Origin of the sequence: Pseudoalteromonas neustonica (assembly GCF_001653135.1) — a bacterium.
In the GTDB taxonomy this organism is placed as follows: Bacteria; Pseudomonadota; Gammaproteobacteria; order Enterobacterales; family Alteromonadaceae; genus Pseudoalteromonas; species Pseudoalteromonas neustonica.
Genome location: NZ_BDDS01000003.1, coordinates 100,584 through 120,910, shown reverse-complemented (window position 1 = coordinate 120,910; position 20,327 = coordinate 100,584). Strand labels below are relative to the sequence as shown.

Sequence of the window (20,327 nt, the reverse complement as noted above, 5' to 3'; positions counted from 1 at the left end):
TAAAACGCAAACCTGCGCGAGGTAAATTCCCGCCTACAGGTTTGGTTTATTGTTCATCAACTAGCTCTACAAAAATCACAGCTAAAGCTGGTTCCTACGATATTTGGTTAGTTCATGGGTTTGTTGGTAGGATCGAGTTTTAGCTGCGATGATTGCTTTAGCATTTATTGTCGCGCTAAAGCACGACCTACAAAGCCGAGGTGAACTATCAGCTATGGGTATTTATATTTGTCGTAGGCGGGGCTTTATGCCGTGCAAATTAAAGCACCATAAAATGCAAACAGCGCGAGGTAAATTCCCGCCTACGGGTTTGGTTTATTTTTCAGTAACTCTACAAACAATCACAGCTAAAGCTGGTTCCTACGATATTTGGTTAGTTCATGGGTTTGTTGGTAGGAGCGAGTTTTAGCTGCGATTATTGCTTTGTGTATTTATTGTCGCGCTAAAGCACGACCTACAAAAGTGCTAGGATTTGTCGTAGGCGGGGCTTTTTAATGCCGCGCAAATTAAAGCACCATAAAATGCAAACAGCGCGAGGTAAGCTCCTGCCTACGGGTTTGGTTTATTTTTCAGTAGCTCTACAAACAATCACAGCTAAAGCTGGTTCCTACGATATTTGGTTAGTTCATGGGTTTGTTGGTAGGAGCGAGTTTTAGCTGCGATGATTGCTTTAGCATTTATTGTTATTGTCGCGCTAAAGCACGACCTACAAAAGCGTGGGGCTTTATGCCGCGCAAATAAAGCTAATGCACAACTTATAAACTGGGTAGCTTTCCTTTAATGCTTTTTGCCATTGAGTAATAAGCCAAGCCATGTTCTTTTTACTAATAGCAAGTAACTTACTTGGCCAATCAATAAGGTTAAGAATACGGAAATAATAAATTTACTCAGTGCGGGGAGTGCGGTGTTGATCAGTGGCATTTGAATATAAATAAGTACTGGTACGTGGATTAAATAAACCCAATACGAAGCATCGGAAATGGCGCGACTTACGCGATTTGCATTATTTAAAAAGCGGTGGCCGAGTAAAATAGACACTGCGGTCAACGATAAAATACAGCTCGTTTGTACCATTACATGCAAAAAGTGTTGATGGCCTGTTGGGGTGAATTTTCCGGCGGAGGCGGCGGTTATAACCATTTCAAGTGTAGGCGCTGCTGGAAGTAGATAAAAATAAGCCGCAATAGATATTGTGGCTATTCCTGATAGAGGCCATATATAGTTTTGATACGTTGAAAGTAGGTTTTGCTTTTTAAAAAGGCTTGCACCGACCAAGTAAAGGCTGCCGTAAAAGCCATATGACCAAAGCTGAGGCGTGAGTTTATCGGGGGCTGGGAATGGTATCGGCTGTGCAATTAATGAGACTGTTAATAAAATGGGTAGCATACAATATAAAAATACGGGGTGAGTTATGAAGTTATCGAGCTTATTGCTTACTAACTTACTCTTATTTAGTAGCCAAAAGATGACGCAAAACTGAAATAGATTCCACAAAAACCATAAATGCATTGTGCTGATTACAGGCTCTTTAATGACCTGAAAAACAGCAAAAATGGGCGGCGTTGGTTTAGCAATACTCGCACCAAAGCTAAGGGCATGATAGTAAATGGCAAAGCTTAAAGGCAAAAAGATCATAAAGGGCAACAGTATGTGTTTAGCTCGATGACGTAAAAATTGATTAGTATTAGATTTATCTATAAGCAGGGCGCTGCAAAAACCTGCAATAATAAAAAAGAGTGGCATACGAAATAAGTGTAATGCATGCGATATATAATCAAAGATGAAATGTGTATTTGGATCGGCTGTGAACCAAAGATTACTAAAAAAGGGGCTGTATGCCAGCGCTGCGTGAAATACAATACCTAGTAATAGCGCTAGGCTACGTAAATTATCAATGTAATGTAGTCTATTATTCATATTCATTTTAAGTGCTCGGGTGGTGTAGTTCGTATTAAAAGCATACGTGATTGTATCTTGAGCCCTCTAGTCACAAACCTCATAGCTTGGGCTATGACATATGTCACTGTTCTTAACTTTTTGATTCTGTAATAATTAGTAAAAAATGTGGGTTATTCAATGGTTCCAAATATACGGCATACAACAGATTGGCGTTTTTCAACGTTGGCCTCTTGGTTGGGGGTAACCTCAGCCTGCGCATATTATGCTAACTCTGAACTTGCTTTGTTGCTACAAGGTGGTGTGAGTGGTGCTATTTTGGCACTGCTATTTTATGTTTTAAAGCAGCCAAATAAACACGTTTATATAATTGCGTTAACTTATTTTTTGCTGACCTTGGGACTCATGCAACTTACGTCGACTTCGCTCGTGTTTTTGCATTTAGTGATGTTTACGGCAACTTTCAGTCCTCACTTTTCATTACCTAAAATACTGTGTGCAGTGGTGAGCGCCATGGTTGTATATGGCGCAACACATTATACGCGCTGGGAAGCGAGTGTGCCCTGGGTGACGTTTGTAGTATGGTTTTTCTTTTGTGTGATGAATTGGTTTGTAAGTAGGCGTATTGTGGAGAGTCTTAATATGCATTATCAATCGCGACAAAACTATAAAGAACTCAAAGCTACGCAACAAATGATGGGAGCGATGAGTGCTGCGCAGGAACGTCAGAACATTTCACGAGAATTACATGACTCTTTGGGTCATAAGCTCACTGCGCTGAGTATTAACTTAGATTTTGCTAAACGAACAGCCAACCCTGAAACTGTCGAAACGTTGACTCGTTGTCATCAATTAAGCCAAGAAGTACTAGAAGAGGTACGAGAAATCGTATCGACCCAACGTAATAATAAAACCATATTAAAAAATGCGCTCGAAGCCCTCTGTGCGCTAACCCCTAACTTACAATGTGATTTACAGCTTGATACACAAACAGAACAATTACCCCAAGATTATGGCTTATGTGTGCTACGCTTTTGCCAAGAAATGATCAGTAATACGCTTAAACATACACAAGCAAACCATATAACATTGAGTGCAAAGGTCACTCATATTGATCAACAAACACAGCTTATCGCACAGGCATACAACAACCAACCAGAAACAGAGTTACCAAAACAAGGTAATGGTTTAGCTGGATTAAAGGAGCGCATGGCGCAATATAATGGCGATTTTACCCAGTATATTGAGCAAGGTGTGCTTATAAATACTATTGCTTTGCCACTGATTTTTAATAGAGACGAATAATGATTAAGTGCCTACTAGTAGAAGATCAGACTTTAGTTCGCCTTGGTTTAGCTAATTTACTTAATTTAGATGAGGATATATTTATTGATGGCCATGCTGAGGATGGTTTACAGGCTATTACTCAATTAACGCAGCGTAGCTTTGATATTGTGCTGTTAGATATGCGAATGCCAAACCTTGATGGACTCGGTGTTCTTGAGAAAATGCGTGAAAGCTTAAACAACACGCCGGTACTAATAATTACTACCTTTGAGGATTGTGACGTATTAGTTAAAGCTATAAATTTGGGCGCGCGTGGTTATGTTCTTAAAAATATAGAGCTTGAAGAATTAATAGATGCGATTAAACGTGTTATTGCGGGTAAACGTGTGCTGCAAAGTGCAGTGACTGATTATTTATTACAACAACAGTTAACACCCCAACAATGTTTAACGGCAAAAGAGCAAGTTGTGCTGCAGTGTATGTCTTTGGGAATGTCGAATAAAGTGATTGCTAATAGGTTGGATAACTCTGAAGGAACAATTCGTAACCATGTGTCGCAAGTTCTAGCCAAGCTGAATGTAAAAGATAGAACCCAAGCGGTAATAAAAGCGATTAATCAAAATTTAATTTAAAGACCATTAATTTGTTGTGGGCGGGGCTTTACGCCGCGCAAATAAAGCACCATAAAATGTAAACAGCGCGAGGTAAACTCCCGCCTACGGGTTTGGTTTATTGTTCATCAACTAGCTCTACAAAAATCACAGCTAAAGCGGGTTCCTACGATATTTGGTTAGTTCATGGGTTTGTTGGTAGGAGCGAGCTTTAGCTGCGATTATTGCTTTGTGTATTTATTGTCGCGCTAAAGCACGACCTACAAAATCGCGGGGCTTTACGCCGCGCAAATAAAGCACCATAAAATGTAAAACAGCGCGAGGTAAACTCCCGCCTACGGGTTTTGTTTTCACTCGTTAACAACCCCAATTCGATGCCTAGTAACTGATTAGACCTCTTTTGAGTACTTTATTGTATTTAAACTCGCTACACTGTTTTTATTTTAAGAGATTTGGTGATGCAAAAAAAGCCTTCGTCGCTTTCTGCAAGTATTGTTTAAGAGGTGTAAGTGTATAAAAGACAGGCGGGTAGGTCGAAGGTCATTTTTTTAGTACTTTTGGCGGTGTTAATTTTGGTTGTGGGAGTTAATTTATTTATTAACTCGTTTGATTCACAAGACACGCGAGTATATGCAGAGCCAATTGAAGCACTTGTGGAAAATGTGTATGTAAATTATGAGGGTTTTAAGCCAGCAGCGGCCCCGATCGTGAATAAAATAAAACCTGAGCACGTTGAAAAGCGTTTACGGCGTAACATTGACACTATAAAGCATGAAGCTCCCCCGCATATAGAGCATACTCCTCACCAATGGCTGGCGGTTAACCCTACATCAGAACAAAAACGGTTATGTAGTTTATTGGAGCGCCCGCCGCTTAAATTTACAAGAATATACGACCCAGATTCTAAGCGTTATATGAATAGGTATTACGGTTTTTTTGAAATTAATATTTCGGTTTTATTTCGCGGAGAATATCGGCCACTTGAACACTATTTTTCAGAACAATTCGTTGATGATCTTAAGTGGGAACTGCGCAGAAATTTATTGTTTGTTTATCAGGAGTATATGGATTGGTTTGAACCAGAGAACTTATCCAAAAGTGTTATAGATTTAAAAGTAACGCTTAATGATAAGCAATATTTTAATGAGTTAGTTAAGCATGGTGCCGAAAGTTCAGTAAATAACCCTGGAGTGTATATCCCTTGGATTCATCAGGCTTATATTAATTTACCACGTTATGATAATGGTTACCTAAATCGCACATTGTTTATAGATATCCTTACACATGAAGCCGTACATGCCATTAACTTTGTACAATTTGGGTATATGCAGCGTTGGGCACAAGAGGGACTGGCTCAATATTTTGCTTATCGTTCTGAAAGTGGCGAACATCTTGCCTCTTTGCGAATTGATGAGTGGGATAAGCGCACAGGCTCTATGAGTCAGCCCTTTGTAATGGATGATTTGATTATACCCAATAAATCTTGGCAAGAAGATGAAGCCATATTGTATGCATCGAGCCTTGTGTATACGCAGTATTTTAGTAGTTTACCAAAAGATAAAAACCCTTTTATTTCGTTTTTATATAATGAAATGTTGCCGCGTTGCTCAACGGTGAACGAAGAAAATACTATCGATCTACTCGATCCGGAAAATATGTTAAACAGTGATTTTTTCAATTGGTTTGAAAAAAATGTTTACCTGTATAATAAGTAGCAGGCTTATCGTAGGTGAGGTTTTACGTAGTGCTAAGGGGGTTACTTATTTTGATAGTCGCCTTTGCCTAAGCCTTCAAAATAAGCTTGATAACGCCCCGTTTGTTTAAACTGTAATAAATGATGATTAAATATGGCTAATAGCTCTTTGCTATAAACGGAGTTCTTTGGGAATAATAAAAAGCTTTTATTTATTAATAATGGTTTAGGGTGATGACTAATAACATTAGCAAGCTCAGGTAGTTGGTTGTTGAGTGCATAGTAGCCAACACTTTGTTCTTCAGCAAAGGCATCGATTCGGCCCATGGCTAAACGGCGAAAGTTTTGCTCTGTACTGCCAACGCGTGACATTTCAAAAAGCTCTTTTTCTAGTGCGTTATCAAACTCAGTGCCGTAGCTATAGCCAAGCCCGCCACCAAGTAAAAGGCCTTTTAAATCAGCTATATTTTTCCAGTCAAAATGGTGTTGTTTTTGGTAAAAAAACACAAATTTTTCACTGAGTACAGGCTCGCTATATAAATAAATTTTCGTTCTTGCTTCACTTAACATCCATACCGCGGTTGCCGCATACTTACCATTTACAGTATCGTGATACGCCCGTGACCAAGGTAAAAATGTAAAACTAACTTTAATGCCTGCTTGGGCAAAAATATCACTGATCAAATGAGCAACAACACCTTGATGAGGAAGTGATTCGCTCATAAAGGGCGGCCACTCACCAGCGCTTAGCTCTAATGTGGTTAGATCTGAATTCAAATTAGGGTTTAATACGGCCGGATCAGCGTTAGCGTTGTAGCTTATAAACAGCAGTAGCAACAGGGAAGTTGAGTATATATTGCGTATAAATTTAGTTGTAAACATACTGCCTTCCTTGTTGATTATTTACCCGCTTAAGATACTACCGCAGTGATTAAACAAAAGCGAATAGTAATCAAATGGGAGTGTGATAAGTTTGAAAGCGTCTGTTGTTATTTGAGTGTCAATCTCCTATATTTACTTTTAATTTAAAATATCAGTTAGTTACGCAGAGTAATTAGCTCAAGGATTGAGTGTGTTTAAAACCAAGCTACGGAATGTTTTGCTGTTTATTGTCATGTTAATTGCATCGGCTTTACTGGCCCAGTATTTATCAGGTCGGCAATTGAGTTATAAAGGGTTGGTAGGCAGTGCAAATGAATTATACGTTGATTTAGTGACGTACATTTATCATGACGATACAGTTAAAAACGCTCAGACGAACGAAGTTGTTGTTAATCCCATCTCTCTTCAAATACTTAAACAACATCATAGGCCGCAAATTGATACAACCCGCTGTGTTGATGTATCACTCGGTGAGGTTAAATATACCCAACAAGGCGATATTTATAGCTGGACAGATAGTGAGGGTATTGCACATTTTAGTGATAAAAAACCAAGTCTTAACGCAACGCCTTACAATACAGGTTTTGTAGATACCCTCGATTACTTTGAGCTGACTTTAAGTACACCTAATTTACCAGCGTCATTTAAGCAAGCATTACGGGTTAAGCTCAATGCTGTGTTTAAAGTATATGGCCAAATTATCGGTGTTGATTCGCTGAGGAAAGTAAAATTAGATCTTAGGGTTTTAGCCACACAAACTGACTATGAAAATGCGGTAAGGCGACGTGGTGGAGATCCAACCAATACGCAGGGTATTTATTTTAATTCCAGTAACACGGCTTTTATAAATTATAACAACGAGCAAAGTGCAATGCGCACGGCAGTGCATGAAGCGGTGCATGCGATTAATAAAGCCGTATTAGGAAGTACGCCCCGCTGGTTAGATGAAGGGTTGGCTGAGTATTTTGAGCATACAAACAATACCATGCAAACTGTCAGCGTAGAGCCAAGCACTACATGGCTAAAAAACCACACATTATCGACAAGCATATTGACGTTAAATGAGTTATTAAACCAACAGGATAATTGGCAGCGAGGTGAGAGTACAAAACTTTATGCCAGTAGTTGGGCTGGCGTTTACTTTTTAATGGATTCTAAACAAGGTAAAGGTTTTTTAAAGAGTATTATGCTAGAACAGCAAAAATCACCCTGTGTGCAATTAACGCCGTTGCAGTTGCAAAGTGCATTGGCTGCGCATTTTCCTGATCTTAATAATGATTATATGCAATGGTTAAAAATCCCTTTTAGGGCGCATCATTTTTAGGGCTGTCAGTGATATAAGCTATAAAAATTAAAGAGCTAAACAAGCTCAGCAATTTTTTTTAATTGTTTGGCTAAAATATTTAAACTAAAGGGCTTAATAATAAAGCCAGATACTTTGGCTGCAATAATTTCTTTTATTTCGCTGGCATTGTCTTCGCAGGTGACCATTAGCACAGGGGTGTTTTGTAGTTGCTGATCATCACGAATGCGATTTAGTAAGCTTTTGCCATCCATTTTTGGCATGTGCAAATCGGTTATTACTAAATCAAAATCGTGTTGATGCAATAATTGTAAAGCCTGTACGCCATCCGTTGCTTCAATTAAATCTTTAAACTCCAGTTTTCGCAGCATGTTGATTAAAACATGGCGCATTAGTGGCATATCATCTACTACAAGTATTTTCATAACCGTTAAAGCCTCCGTGGCAAGTACTATACCCAAGCTGCCTCAAAACTAATTTAACAATAGAGCCGCTATTATTTGCAATCAATGCTTTGTTTTTAATTTCAACTGAAATAGGCTGCTTGAGGTGACTTGACTATAAAAGCTTTAAGGTTAGTTAATAAATTGAATACTCGCTACTAATTCACTTAGTCGGGCTATTTTTATATTGCTTAATTGGCGGTAATCAAAGTAGGGGCAAACAATAACCTTGTTTGTTTTGTCTATGGCAAATTCGTCATCAAGCCAATCGAGTTGCGCAGTTAATTGCCCTTGATTGATCAGTGTTTTAGCATACGTGCGCCCGGCAATAATATGCAAAGTATTATTGCTCGTTAATATAGGTGGGCTAAATAGTAGCGCTGTATGGCTATTTTTTTGCAGCAGCTGTGTATCACGGTAGTGTTGCCAAGTGGGGGCTAATTTAGCAAAGTGATAATATTCACTAGGCAATGCAAACAGTACTTTAGCGTAAACATTAAATACCTTGCGCCAACCGTTGCCACAGGCTTGATTTATTGTATCTATTTGCCCATCTATCATTGCTTGTAACGAGTTAATTTCACTGTACTGCGGCATGTTAGGAATATTGGCAATATACACTGCGACGTTAAAGGATTGAGCGCCAAAACCAATAGGTTGCTGATGCATTATTTATTTTGCGCGAGTATGCGGTCAAGGTTATTGGCAAAGTTTTGTCTATCACTTTGGCTCAATGGAGGCGGGCCACCATTCATTTCAACACCACTTGAGCGCATGGTATCCATAAAGTCACGTACATTTAACAACGAGCGAATATTTTCAGTGGTATACAACTCACCGCGAGGGTTAAGAGCTTGGCCGCCGTTATCAATTACTTCTGAGGCCAGCGGAATATCACCGGTGATCACTAAATCGTTTGCTTCAATACGTTTTACAATTTCGTCATCGGCTACGTCAAAACCAGACGATACTTGCACACGGCTAATATATTTTGAAGGCGGAATGCGCATTGCATGATTGGCGACTAGAATTGTCTGTGTGTGTGTACGTTCAGCGGCGCGAAATAAAATCTCTTTGATCACCACAGGGCAAGCATCTGCATCAACCCATATCTTCATTATTAGCTCGAATAGTTAGTAAAAAAATGATCCTAACCTAAGCTTTTTATAACAACCAGTGTTTAGTGAACTTTTTTGATGTTTGTTGCGTATTAAGAAAAAATTATAGAAGGATTTGATATGAAAAATGCAATTTTTGTTGTGCTTATACTCATTTTTACCAGTGCGTTGATTGGTTGCACAGGTATGCCAGATAAAGTTAACCCCGTAAGCCCATTTTCAGTTGAGCGATATCAAGGAAAGTGGTACGAAATTGCCCGATTAGATCATTCGTTCGAGCGTGGCTTGCAAAATGTCACCGCTGATTACTCTTTGAACAATGACGGGAGCATAAAAGTTTTAAACCGTGGGTTTGATCAAGGAGAACAAGCATGGAGTGATGCTGAGGGCAAAGCTAAATTTGTAGACGATAAAAATACAGGGCATTTAAAAGTGTCGTTTTTTGGCCCTTTTTATAGCTCTTATGTGGTGTTTGGGCTTGATCAAAAAAATTATAATTACGCTTATGTGTCTGGTTACAATAATGAATATTTATGGTTACTGTCGCGTACACCAATAATTACGAATGAACGCAAAGTAGATTTTATTAATGCTGCAAAAACACGTGGCTTTGATACTGATTCGTTAATTTGGGTAACACAAACACCTTTGTAGCTGCTGTAAAGGAGCTTTACAGCTTAATATGTCAGGCCATCGCTAGATGGCCTGACATATTAAGCTATGCGCTCAGGTTTCGTTCAAAATTAACAATATCAACCCCTGACTTTAGCGTGTACAAATGTGCTAAACGACCACCAGAACTTACTTTTTCATCACTCTTTTCTACAATATTTGTTGATTCAAGTCGTCTTATTAAACTTTTACGCTGAATTGTTTTTCCTAGGATTATTTCGATAACAGACTTTAACTGCCCTACGGTAAAATATTCTGGCAAACAATATATTGGCACCATTGAATACAGCGTTTTTTGTTGCAGCCGCTGTTTGGCATGTTCAATAAGGTGTTTATGATCAAAGGCAATAGATAAATCTTGAATAGTGTTGATGTCTACCCACTGTACATCATCAATAGATTTTATGTGAGTACTGACATTTTGTGCAGCAATAAGTGCAAAATATACCAATGTAACACTGAAACCTCTTGGATCACGGTGCGCGCCAGAGAAGGTTTGCAATTGTTCTAAGTAAGGTGGCTCTACATTGGTTTTCTCTTTTAATTTGCGCAGCGCGGTGATGTCTGTCGTGCTATCTGAGTCAATATCCACGAACCCGCCAGGCAGTCCCCAACTTCCTTCAAAAGGTGAATTTGCGCGTTTGACTAAAAGTACTTTTAAAGCACCATCGGTGATCGTAAAAAGCACACTGTCTACGGTAAAAAGTGGATGTTTGTATTCATTAATATTGTAAAAGTCAGTCATTTAATTAGTGTCAGATAAACTTAATGTCTTAACGACACGTTAAAGCAGTTTTACATTTATATCAATATTTAAGCAAATCAAGGTTACTTATATTCGTTGGGTAACGTTATTATAAACGGCTAAGAATGGTTCGTTTTGCTCAGGTATACAATATAGTGTCCTTTTGACACAAAGTGCTTGAGTTATTGATTAACCTTTGCTAAATTGAATTGTGTCCTAGGGACATTAATTGTAAATAAGGAAGAATGAAATGGAAATATTTAGTCATACCAGTACGGGCCATAAAACGTTACTCAATTTTGATTACTTTACATTTTCTGGTGGTGAAGAACATATTCGATTTAATGCCAGTGATTTTGCAGAGACTACAAAAATCGAAGTATTTGAACGCCTGACTGATTCATCAAAATTAATACGATTAATGCTCGCTGTTGATGCATTAAAGCGATTAACGTACGGTGCTATACCTATTGAATTAACGATTCCATATTTTCCATACGCACGACAAGATCGTGTATGCGTTGAGGGAGAAGCACTTGGCGCTGCGGTAATGGCTCAGTTTATTAACAATATGGGTTTATTAAAAGTGACCATATGGGATGCGCACAGTGATGTTTCACCCGCGCTAATTAACAATGTTGTCAATGTACCGCAAATAGCATTACTTGCCCGTTGTGAGGAGTTGAGTACGCGTTTAGCGAAAGGTGAGTTAACGTTGATTTCACCCGATGCTGGCGCGAGTAAAAAAACCTTAAAAATAGCTGAAACATTTAACAGTGAGCTGGACGTTATTCAAGCGCAAAAGGTCAGAGATTTAAAAACAGGCAACATCATCGAAACGCAAATCTTGGGTGATGTGAAAGGTAAAAGTGTGCTGATAGCGGATGATATTTGCGATGGGGGCCGTACGTTTATTGAACTTGCAAAAGTATTAAAAAGCCAAGGGGCCGCAGAAATATCATTATTTATAACGCATGGTATTTTTTCTAAGGGGTTGGCGGTGTTTGAAGGGCTGATAGATGCTATTTACACTACGGATTCATTTAGGCCTGTTAACGAGTTTAAGCCAAGTACCGCTATAAAATTACAAATAATTGAAATGTAAGGAAACGATAATGACTATTACCGCAGCAAGTATGCAAAAAGACGTTTATAAAGAGTTTCATAGCCGCGCTTATCACCCTGATGTATCTCAGGTGTACGCTAATTTTACATCACGAAGTGGCAAGTTAAGCAATGTCGAAAATAACAATAAAGTAGCGTTTGTAGGTCTACAATATTTTATAAAAAGTTATTTAGAACAAGAATGGGGCGCATTTTTTAGTGCAGATAAAGCCTCGGCTGTTGGCGAGCATAAGCGTATTTTAAGCGCGATGCTTGGGTACGTGGTCGATGTTAAATACCTCGAAGATTTGCATGATTTAGGCTACTTACCGCTAAGAATAAAGGCATTGCCAGAGGGAACACTCGTGCCTTATTTAGTCCCTTCGATCACCATTGTGAATACAAAAGAAGGCTTTCAGTGGTTAACCAATATGATTGAAACAGTATTAAGCTGCGAAAATTGGCCTATCCAAACGAGCGCCACAACATCCGTTGCATATTTGAAGGTCTTTAAAGAATTTGCACTTAAAACAGGGTTGCCTTTAGAGTTTGTGCCTTTTCAAGGTCATGATTTTAGTTTTAGAGGGATGTTTGGTAAACATGCGGCTGCAATGAGTGGTTTTGGTCATTTGGCATCTGGCTTGGTTGGTACAGATACAATTACGGCAGTCCTTTTTGCTGAAAAATATTATGGCGCTAATGTAGATAAGGAATTGGTTGGTTGCTCTGTGGATGCAACTGAGCACTCAGTAACATGTTCTTGGATTATGGAAGGTGAGATTGAGCTTTTTAAGTATTTAATGAAAGAACAATCGCCAACGGGTGTGTTAAGTGTTGTATCTGATACATGGGATTTTTGGACTTTAGTAACGGATTATTTACCCCAGTTAAAAAATGAGATAATGGCGCGAGATGGTACGTTAGTTATTCGTCCGGACTCTGGGGATCCTGTTAAAATTTTAACGGGTTATAAAGTGTCTCCTGTTGCTGATCATGCTGCACTTTTTGAAACTCAGCAAGAAGCAGAGCAACAGGTACTTCAACAAGGCTACGAAGCGTACTGCTTTAATGGTCAGTACTTTGGTTTTGAAGGCGAGCGCACAATCACGCTGATGGCTTGCGAAATCAAAGGGTTAATTGAATGCTTGTGGGATATTTTTGGCGGCACAATGACAGATAAAGGCTTTAAGTTGCTTGATGAACATATTGGCGCGATTTATGGTGATGCAATTACCTTAGTTCGCCAACGCGAAATTTTACAACGTTTGCTTAATAAAGGGTTTGCCTCAAAGGTGGTATTGGGGATTGGCTCTTACAGTTATCAATATGTGACACGTGATACACACGGATCAGCTGTCAAAGCAACGAGTGTGGTTAAAAATGGCGAGCGAGTAGCGATTTTTAAAGATCCTAAAACGGATAGTAAGAAAAAATCAGCAAAAGGCTTATTAAAGGTTGAGCGTGTTGACGGAGAGTTAGTGCTCTTTGATGATGTAACACAAGCTGAAGAAGCAACGGGCTTATTGGAAGTGGTTTTTGAGGACGGTAAACTTATTAAAGAAGTAAGCTTGGCGACAATCAGAGCCACGATAGATAATCAAATTTAATCCCCTTCATGTTAAAGCTCAGAAGCATATTATAATGCTTCTGGGTGACACCGCCTCTTATTTTATATGATCTTATCGCTTTAATACCCTCCTAAATCATTGACTCTAAATAATAATATATCTGTAAGGCAATTGTCATAGTTACACCTCAGACTATGCTGCGCGTTAACCTAACAATAAAATATTTTTACTGGAGTTTATAATGAAGCGTGTAGCATTTTCTTTAATCGCTGGAGCCGTCACTTTAGCATTAACAGCCTGTAATGGTGATGATGGTAAGCAAGGCGTAGCCGGAGCACAAGGTTCAGTTGGTCAAAATGGCGTTGATGGAACGAATGGTCAAAATGGCGTTGATGGTAGTAACGGCCAAAATGGCGCTGATGGTGCATCAGGTCAAAATGGTGGCAGTGGCTTAACACGCTTGGCAACTGTGCCTGCCGGTGCTGAGGTAACGGGTATATTTTTAAGTGATGGTGGTGATTTGTTCTTCAACGTTCAGCATCCATCAGATACCAATACAGCGCAAGATTCAATTAATGGTAAAGTAATTAATCGCGGTACTGTTGGTGTGTTGCGCGGTGTTAATTTTAATAACTTACCTCGTAATGTTGTGAACTCGCCGGTTCCTGAAAGTGAGTTTGAACGCCAAACGGTTGTTGCAGCTTTGGGCGAATACCAAATACTGGGTCAAACAGGCGATACATTTGCTGATTTAGGCGAGAAAGGTTTAGCGGGTGGTTTAGGTGTTCATTATAGTATTAGCACAAATGAACATATTCTAGATAATGATAACCCTGACTTTAATGGCTTTATTGCTTCAGGTGATAACGAAGGTTATTTATTTACTAACTGGGAGTCCTACCCAGGTGGTGTAAGTCGTTTAAAAATGACTAAAAATACCGAAGGCGCATGGTCAGTGACAGATGCGATGATGATTAATTTTGATGGTGTAAAAGGCACGGCGGCTAACTGCTTTGGCTCGGTATCACCTTGGGGCACACCGTTAACATCTGAAGAGTGGATAGTGCGTTCAACGGTTGATTCAACAACAGATGCATCATGGAATGATCCGGCAAATACCAGCACAGACAACCTTGAAGCGCTAGTAGCCCCCGATTTCCCTAATCCTTACCGCTATGGCTACATTGCTGAAATTCAAAACCCAATGACAGATACACCAGATGTTGTTAAACATTACACGATTGGTCGTTATGAGCATGAAAACTCAGTCGTTATGCCAGACAAGCGCACTGTGTATTCATCACAAGATGATACCGGTGGTGTGTTGTTTAAGTTTATTGCTGATCAACCAGAAGATTTATCGTCGGGTACTTTATACGGTGCCAAACTAACTCAAGATGCAGGCTTAAGCGAACCAACGGTTACTGGCTTTGATGTTGATTGGGTTGAAATTGCAAGTGGTACAAATGCAAACATCGAAACGTGGATCAGTGAGTACGATGGTATTGATACCAGCGATTATGTTGCAGGTAAAACCAGTTACATGACACTGGCTGACGTACAAGCATGGGCAGATGGTAAAGCAACATACCCTACAGAAGCCGAAGGCGGTAGCCCGGTTACAGCGGGTAAAGCTATGGATGATCGCGCTGCATTTTTAGAGTCACGTCAAGCGGCCAAAATGAAAGGTGCAACAGCTGAATGGCGCAAGCTTGAAGGTATTAGCATCAATCACGACCGTGTTCTTGAAGCAATTACTGGCCAAGATATGATTGCAGATGAAGTGGTTACTAATGCGTATATGTACATAGGTATTGCAGATTTAGATAACACGATGATTGATGACGAAGGTGATATTCAGTTATCACGTAGAGTTAAAGATTGTGGCGGTGTTTACCGTGCTCATATCGATACAAGCTACAGCTTAACGCGTATTGAACCTGTTGTGATGGGCGGTACTTACCGTTCAAGCTTAAACGGTGCAGAGCGCTGTGATGTTGAGCAATTATCGCAGCCAGATAACGTTATTGTTATGCGCGATGGCCGTATCATTATCGGTGAAGATGGTTTCCAAGAGAACAATACTTTATGGATGTATGATCCTAAAACTAAGTAATATTTAGGGCAAGCAATACGCTTGCCCATTTTTTTGCAAAAAAAATCAGAGTCATAAAAATGAAGTATTTTATTCCCTTATTCCTGTTAGTTAACTTTGCACTAATAGGTGGCTGCTTTGATTCGGCCACAAAAAGTCTAGTAAGCGAAGATATTGAGCTGTTAGTAGAGTCTCCCCCTTACAAGGTTGGGGATGATATTCCTGCACTTGCCTATATGCAACATGATGAAGAATACAATCCTGAATCAGTTATTCCGCCGCAATGTTATACAAAAACAGAGGGCACAAATAACCCGTGTTATGCGTGTCATCAAACCGATAAGAAAAACAAAAATAGACCTAATGCCATGAACGATGGCCACTTACAGGGAGTGTATGAATTCTCTGATTTAGGGCTTAAAAATCATTGGAAAAATTTATTTATCGATCGCACTGCGCTGATTGACCAAATTTCAGATGATCAAATTAGCAGCTGGGTAAACCAAGATAATTACAGCCACTTTATTAAAAAGCTCAAAGCGAATCCAGATTGGCAAGGCGAAGTTGCTGAAGTGAAGAATCTAGCTTACCCGGCACAGGCATTTGATGCACAGGGTTTTGCAAAAGATGGCAGCCATTGGGTCGCGTTCAATTATAAGCCTTTTCCAAGTACGTTTTGGCCAACAAATGGTTCTACGGGGGATGTGATGATCCGCTTAGGTGATAATTTCCGTCAGCTTGAAGGGCAGTACAATCAAGATGTTTACATTGCTAACTTAAGCTTGGTTGAAATGGCCGTAAAAGATTTAGATAAAATTACAACGCCCGATATATCGGAACAAAAAATCGGCCAAGATTTAGATGGTGATGGCAAACTCAGTGCTGTTATTAGCCAAATAACTAAGCAAGCAAATTATGTGGGTGATGCGAAAAACACCCAGTTAAGCTATCAGTTATACCCGCAAGATACTGAGTTTTTGCACACTGTGCGCTACATTGGCGTAGATGAGAATGGAGAAATCTATAATGCACCTCGTATGAAAGAAGTGCGTTATATGAAAAAGCATGCGTTTAAATCTAAGCAGCTTTTAGCATCATCTTATTACAGTGAGGCAAAAGAAAAACACTTTGAAAACTTACCGCAAACACGATACCTCGGTGATGAAGGGATCAACAACATGTTTGGTTGGACTATCAATGGTTACATTGAAGATAGTGAGGGTGATCTTAGGCCGCAACATAAACAAGAATTGGCTTTTTGTAATGGGTGTCATAAAACGGTGGGCTCAACATATGACCAAAGTTTTTCATTCCCACGTAAGGTAGAAGGCCGGGAAGGCTGGGGTTACATTGACTTACGAGCAATGCAAGATGTGCCAAATAAAGGCGAACAACAAGGTGAGTTTTTAACGTATTTTGAACGTGTTGGCGGGGGAGATGAGTTTCGTCAAAATCAAGAAATGCTAATGCGTTGGTTTAATCAAGATGGTACGGTTAATAAACAAAAAGTGCGCAGTGCTAAGAACTTGTATGAATTAATTACGCCATCTAAAGCGCGTGCTCAGCAATTAAATAAAGCGTATTTAACCATTGTAAAAGAGCAAAGTTATTTATTTGGTCGAGATGCAACGTTGATCAAAGCTAAAAATGTGCTTGAGGTTGTTGATGAGTCACAAGCTCCGCTGCAAGAAGAAAAGCGGTATGTATGGGATATGCAGTTAGAGTGGAATTAACCTTAAAAGGCAAGCTTCATGAGCTTGCCTTTTTTATTACATTTTATTTGAGATCACATTTTTACTAACTTGGACTAAAAAACACTTAAAAATAGCCCGCTAAGCATTAATACCGTGATATTTACTGCACTCATTATTTTTACCCATGATGCCTTGAAACTATAAAAAATCATTAAAATTAAAAGGCTTAGCGCCATATACCCACAAAAAAGCAAAGCACCATAGCCGTTATTTTGAGCGACACTGAGCACTAAACTTAGTAAAATACTGATCCAAGCGGCGATGATAAAGCGCTGACTTTGCTTTTTTGTTGGGCGATTTTTAAACACATCGCGGTAATGGTTAAATTTTGCTAATGCAAAACAGTTAAATGCCAGTAAACAGAGGCTAAATTGCAGTAATTCGTTCATGCTTTTTGCTCCTCAAGCTGTTTTTTAGGTGAACGGCTTGAACGTTTTACTGGTGCTGTTTTACTTGTTGCAGTACGTAATTTTTTGACCTGAACAATAAATAAAGCTGCGCATACTAAACAGATCAAATCAAAGCTAAACAATGCCCATTGGCCGTTGATTAGATAGCTAATTAGGTTACCTTCGGTTGTTATAGCGTTAATGAGTGGCACACTAAAGCAGGCTGCGCAGTTGAGCCATGCTAATTGAATCCATTGGCGCTTACCACGTTTAAACAATGCAAATAATGCCACAGCTAACCAGGCTAGAAAAAAGGCCAAAATCTCTTTGTCTGCACGCTCAGCTGTTGTAATAGGAAGTAATCTATTAGCGATAAAAAAAGCGCATGTCGCCAGTGGTAAGCCCATTAAGGTGGCTAGGTTTAGCCCTTCTACCAACTTTAAGCCAAATGAGGCTGTTTGTTGTTTTTTCATTCGTTCACGAATACGTTTAGCCCACATAATACAGCCGCTGGCAATCATGACGCAGCCAGCAATACCACATAAAAAGTATAGCCAGCGCAGTAATGGGTTTGCTAAGCGACCCGTATGTAGGGCAGTCATTGAGTCGAAGACTGTTTCACTGGCGCTGAACTCTTGATTAGTTTTCGCTATTAAGCTGCCATCAACACCATTAAAAAGCATCGTGGGGCTTTGATCTTGAACCAGTGAACCAGTGTTTGCTCTTACAGTGATAGTTGCAGACGCTTTATTTGGGTCACGAATTGTTACTTGTGTTAAATCAGCATCTGGCCAGTTGGTATAAACTTGATCTAATACATGTTCAATAGGGGCTAACGATGCTTTTTCAGGGTTGCTTTTAGTGCGAACATTGGTTGGCTGTACATCATCAAATAAGCCACGAACACCATTATCATACGCTGTCATCGCAGGGTAGGGAAATAACATAAATATCAGCGTGATCAGACCTGTATAAGTTATCATAATATGAAATGGCAAGGCTAAAACCGACGATACATTATGCCCGTCAAGCCAGCTTCGGCTGCCTTTATTACTACGAAAACTAAACATATCTTTAAATATGCGCTTATGAATAACGACACCAGATATTAATGCAACCAGCATAAATAAACTGGCTAAGCATACAATCCAGCGTGCGGTACGTGTATCGAGGTAATGCAAGTCAAAATGTAGGCGGTAAAAGAAATTTCCTCCTTGAGTTTCTCTTGGTTGATCAACATCTTGGCCTGTTACTGGGTTTATATAATGGTCTTGCCAGCCACCAAAGCGTTTACCTTCTGGGCGTGGTTTTTCGTAAGCATAATTAAGCTGCGGCTCTCGTTCTGAAGGTAAATAAACCCCCCAACGGTTAGAGTCAGGCGCCGTGTTTTTAAGATAATCGTAGCCGGCAACGATTTGTTCTCGTTGTATTTGTATGCGATTTGACGGCGTGGCTATTTGGTGTAATGCAGGTTGGTTCCAAAGCGTTACTTCATCACGGAAGAAGCTAATAGTGCCTGCAAAAAAGATTAAATAAAGCAGCCAACAGACCAATAATCCGACCCAAGTATGCATCCAGGTCATTGAACGGAAAAAACTCTCTTTCATAGCCAGTCCTTAAGTATTGCAATACACAATGCACACGCAGTAGTTGTTAGTAAAATAGTGATCCAAATTCTTTTGAGAGACTTAATAGCAAATACCCAAATAAATACACAGCTGTATACCAAAATAGTTAACGAGATACTCAGCAACACGGCATCAGATTTTTTTAGCGGTAAAATGATACTCAATAATGAAGTAAATACAGCCGTAAAAACGTAGCCACCTAAAATGGCAGCCAAAAAGCGAGAGAAAACAGCAAAACGGTATTTATGCGTTTGATAAAATTGACTTAACTTAGCCCGTTCCATGAGTGGTTGGCTATTTTCTATAGGTTGAGTATGCATAGATAGTCCCTTAAAACCCCTGCAAAGGGAGTGAATAAAAGGCTATTATATATTTTAGGTTCTGAAAAGATAGTGATTCGTATTTAAATATTCAAATACGAATGTTTTATGATTGATTTATAGGCGGTCGTTCGAAAGGAGGGTTACCTGATTATAGCTGGGTTTTATTATAATCTTAAAAGCTAACCCGTTATACTTAGTAAAATAGTGATCCATACCCAAACCACCTAAAGATGCAGACTTCATCTTGAGGTGGTTTGGGTATGCAAGCTGGTGATGACTGTTTTTAATAGAAAAGTTCGCAAATTTTTCAACTGCTTGTATGCTTAATTAAGCAAGATGAATGATTGTTATAGGCATTATTAAAAGGAGACGTTATGGCAGTACATGAACAACTTAATTATGTTGAATTTGCAGCAAATGATTTACAGGCAACAAAAGCATTTTTTAGTCAGGTATTTGACTGGCAATTTACTGATTATGGCCCTGAATATACGGCTTTTAGCGCAGATAAAGCAGGCCTTGATGGTGGTTTTTATAAAGCACCGCTTAACGCATTAACAGCAAATGGTTCAGCTCTGCTGGTATTTTATAGCGCTGATATCCAGCAAACACTGGCAAAGGTAGAGCAACACGGTGGATTAGTGATTAAGCCGCTATTTGATTTTCCAGGTGGCTGTCGGTTTCATTTTACAGAGCCTAGCGGTAATGAATTTGCGGTGTGGTCAGAGTAAAGTGCATATACCTAAGTCACCTCAAAATGTCAGCGTCGTTGGAATTAAAAGCGATTTAGGCAAGGATTAATTGCAAACACTGTTT

At 39.4% G+C, this 20,327-nt stretch carries 19 protein-coding genes; 10 read left to right on the top strand and 9 right to left on the bottom strand.

What is annotated here, in order from left to right:
- Nucleotides 1–777: 777 nt before the first annotated feature.
- A complete protein-coding gene (locus tag A7967_RS06360) occupies nt 778–1,917 on the bottom strand; it encodes an acyltransferase family protein (protein WP_342883178.1) in 1,140 nt (379 codons plus the stop codon).
- Between the two features lie 159 nt (nt 1,918–2,076).
- On the opposite strand from A7967_RS06360, the gene A7967_RS06355 reads away from it, so the two are divergent.
- The 3 genes from A7967_RS06355 (at nt 2,077) to A7967_RS06345 (ending at nt 5,509) form a co-directional block, all read left to right on the top strand.
- Nucleotides 2,077–3,201 (top strand): sensor histidine kinase, encoded by a 1,125-nt coding sequence (locus tag A7967_RS06355; protein WP_064435539.1) that lies wholly within the window; start codon nt 2,077–2,079, stop codon nt 3,199–3,201.
- Nucleotides 3,201–3,815 (top strand): response regulator, encoded by a 615-nt coding sequence (locus A7967_RS06350; protein ID WP_054204020.1) that lies wholly within the window; start codon nt 3,201–3,203, stop codon nt 3,813–3,815. Before A7967_RS06355 ends, A7967_RS06350 begins: the two co-directional genes overlap by 1 nt.
- A gap of 488 nt (nt 3,816–4,303) precedes the next feature.
- The gene (locus tag A7967_RS06345; RefSeq protein ID WP_152960572.1) at nt 4,304–5,509 is read left to right on the top strand and encodes a hypothetical protein; all 1,206 of its coding nucleotides are present in this window, start codon (nt 4,304–4,306) and stop codon (nt 5,507–5,509) included.
- 41 nt (nt 5,510–5,550) lie between these two features.
- Here the strand turns inward: A7967_RS06345 and A7967_RS06340 are convergent, their stop codons facing one another.
- Nucleotides 5,551–6,369, bottom strand: a complete 819-nt coding sequence (locus tag A7967_RS06340; protein ID WP_064435538.1) for a substrate-binding periplasmic protein — start codon at nt 6,367–6,369, stop codon at nt 5,551–5,553.
- A 190-nt stretch (nt 6,370–6,559) separates the two neighbouring features.
- On the opposite strand from A7967_RS06340, the gene A7967_RS06335 reads away from it, so the two are divergent.
- Nucleotides 6,560–7,693, top strand: a complete 1,134-nt coding sequence (locus tag A7967_RS06335; protein WP_064435537.1) for a DUF1570 domain-containing protein — start codon at nt 6,560–6,562, stop codon at nt 7,691–7,693.
- Nucleotides 7,694–7,728: 35 nt separating this feature from the next.
- Here the strand turns inward: A7967_RS06335 and A7967_RS06330 are convergent, their stop codons facing one another.
- The 3 genes from A7967_RS06330 to A7967_RS06320 form a co-directional block, all read right to left on the bottom strand.
- Entirely contained in the window at nt 7,729–8,097 is a 369-nt protein-coding gene (locus tag A7967_RS06330) for a response regulator (RefSeq protein ID WP_064435536.1), read from the bottom strand.
- Nucleotides 8,098–8,247: 150 nt separating this feature from the next.
- Entirely contained in the window at nt 8,248–8,784 is a 537-nt protein-coding gene (locus tag A7967_RS06325; protein WP_064435535.1) for a DUF6942 family protein, read from the bottom strand.
- Entirely contained in the window at nt 8,784–9,233 is a 450-nt protein-coding gene (locus A7967_RS06320) for a YaiI/YqxD family protein (protein ID WP_054204026.1), read from the bottom strand. The genes A7967_RS06325 and A7967_RS06320 overlap by 1 nt, the downstream gene beginning before the upstream one ends.
- A 120-nt stretch (nt 9,234–9,353) precedes the next feature.
- On the opposite strand from A7967_RS06320, the gene A7967_RS06315 reads away from it, so the two are divergent.
- Nucleotides 9,354–9,887: a lipocalin family protein gene (locus A7967_RS06315; RefSeq protein WP_064435534.1), complete on the top strand. Its 534-nt coding sequence runs from the start codon at nt 9,354–9,356 to the stop codon at nt 9,885–9,887.
- Between the two features lie 64 nt (nt 9,888–9,951).
- Here the strand turns inward: A7967_RS06315 and A7967_RS06310 are convergent, their stop codons facing one another.
- Entirely contained in the window at nt 9,952–10,650 is a 699-nt protein-coding gene (locus A7967_RS06310) for an NUDIX hydrolase (protein ID WP_064435533.1), read from the bottom strand.
- A gap of 250 nt (nt 10,651–10,900) precedes the next feature.
- Between A7967_RS06310 and prs the strand changes: the two genes are divergently transcribed.
- The 4 genes from prs to A7967_RS06290 all read left to right on the top strand — a co-directional run bounded on the left by prs (nt 10,901) and on the right by A7967_RS06290 (nt 17,150).
- Entirely contained in the window at nt 10,901–11,755 is an 855-nt protein-coding gene (gene prs, locus A7967_RS06305) for a ribose-phosphate diphosphokinase (protein ID WP_064435532.1), read from the top strand.
- Between the two features lie 10 nt (nt 11,756–11,765).
- The gene (locus tag A7967_RS06300) at nt 11,766–13,361 is read left to right on the top strand and encodes a nicotinate phosphoribosyltransferase (RefSeq protein ID WP_064435531.1); all 1,596 of its coding nucleotides are present in this window, start codon (nt 11,766–11,768) and stop codon (nt 13,359–13,361) included.
- Nucleotides 13,362–13,563: 202 nt separating this feature from the next.
- Nucleotides 13,564–15,438 (top strand): alkaline phosphatase PhoX, encoded by a 1,875-nt coding sequence (locus tag A7967_RS06295; protein WP_064435530.1) that lies wholly within the window; start codon nt 13,564–13,566, stop codon nt 15,436–15,438.
- Nucleotides 15,439–15,497: 59 nt separating this feature from the next.
- A complete protein-coding gene (locus A7967_RS06290; protein WP_064435529.1) occupies nt 15,498–17,150 on the top strand; it encodes an Aq_1262 family (lipo)protein in 1,653 nt (550 codons plus the stop codon).
- A 74-nt stretch (nt 17,151–17,224) separates the two neighbouring features.
- On the opposite strand, the gene A7967_RS06285 is transcribed toward A7967_RS06290, so the two are convergent.
- Genes A7967_RS06285 through A7967_RS06275 form a run of 3 tightly spaced genes read right to left on the bottom strand, consistent with a single transcriptional unit; the run spans nt 17,225 to nt 19,508 of the window.
- On the bottom strand, nt 17,225–17,560 hold the full coding sequence (locus tag A7967_RS06285) for a DUF3325 domain-containing protein (RefSeq protein ID WP_064435528.1): 336 nt from the start codon (nt 17,558–17,560) through the stop codon (nt 17,225–17,227).
- Nucleotides 17,557–19,167: a PepSY-associated TM helix domain-containing protein gene (locus tag A7967_RS06280; protein WP_054204034.1), complete on the bottom strand. Its 1,611-nt coding sequence runs from the start codon at nt 19,165–19,167 to the stop codon at nt 17,557–17,559. The genes A7967_RS06285 and A7967_RS06280 overlap by 4 nt, the downstream gene beginning before the upstream one ends.
- Nucleotides 19,164–19,508 carry a hypothetical protein gene (locus A7967_RS06275; RefSeq protein WP_054204035.1) on the bottom strand — a complete coding sequence of 115 codons (345 nt, stop codon included), beginning with the start codon at nt 19,506–19,508 and terminating at the stop codon, nt 19,164–19,166. The genes A7967_RS06280 and A7967_RS06275 overlap by 4 nt, the downstream gene beginning before the upstream one ends.
- Nucleotides 19,509–19,885: 377 nt before the next feature.
- On the opposite strand from A7967_RS06275, the gene A7967_RS06270 reads away from it, so the two are divergent.
- Nucleotides 19,886–20,242 (top strand): VOC family protein, encoded by a 357-nt coding sequence (locus A7967_RS06270; protein WP_054204036.1) that lies wholly within the window; start codon nt 19,886–19,888, stop codon nt 20,240–20,242.
- The last annotated feature ends 85 nt before the right edge of the window (nt 20,243–20,327 follow it).